The sequence below is a fragment of the Bergeyella anatis genome, assembly GCF_036016955.1.
Classification (GTDB): Bacteria; Bacteroidota; Bacteroidia; order Flavobacteriales; family Weeksellaceae; genus JAYWXI01.
This window is the reverse complement of record NZ_JAYWXI010000149.1, coordinates 1-418: the sequence shown is the minus strand read 5'-3', so window position 1 is coordinate 418 and position 418 is coordinate 1. Positions and strand designations below refer to the sequence as shown.

The following is a 418-nucleotide window of genomic DNA, read 5'->3' as shown; positions in this document are numbered from 1 at the left end:
GGTTGAATAAGACGGTTACCCGATCACTACAGGCGTGGATAACGTCTCCGTTCTCGGGTCTTTAAGCAGAGCATTACCGCTACTTCTCTGCGTAGTAATACTTAGCTCATAATTCCCTGCTTCTAAATCTGAAGGAACCAGTATGAGTACCCTTGACGGCTCGTTAAGCACAATATGCTCGGCTGAGAGTTTTACCTCGTTTTGGTTGTCTAGGTTTTTGAAAACAATGCCGTTCTTAGGATTGTCTCCCTCTATTTTAATGTAAGTGCCTTTGATTTCGGCATTTTTACCTTTGGTAAGCGTGCCATCTGCTTTGCCTGTGGCTTTATCGGTAATGCTGAACACGCTCATTGGGCTGGATTGCTCGCCGAGGATTTCTACCTTGGTGTCGGCTACCGCTTTTCTAAGGTCTAAACCT

Annotated in this window: 1 protein-coding gene; it reads right to left on the bottom strand. The window is 45.5% G+C overall.

All coding sequences use genetic code 11. From position 1 onward, the window contains the following. Window positions 1–15 precede the first annotated feature (15 nt). Window positions 16–418 (bottom strand): DUF4469 domain-containing protein (locus tag VQ048_RS12695; RefSeq protein WP_327611989.1); only part of this gene is annotated, 403 nt, incomplete at its 5' end.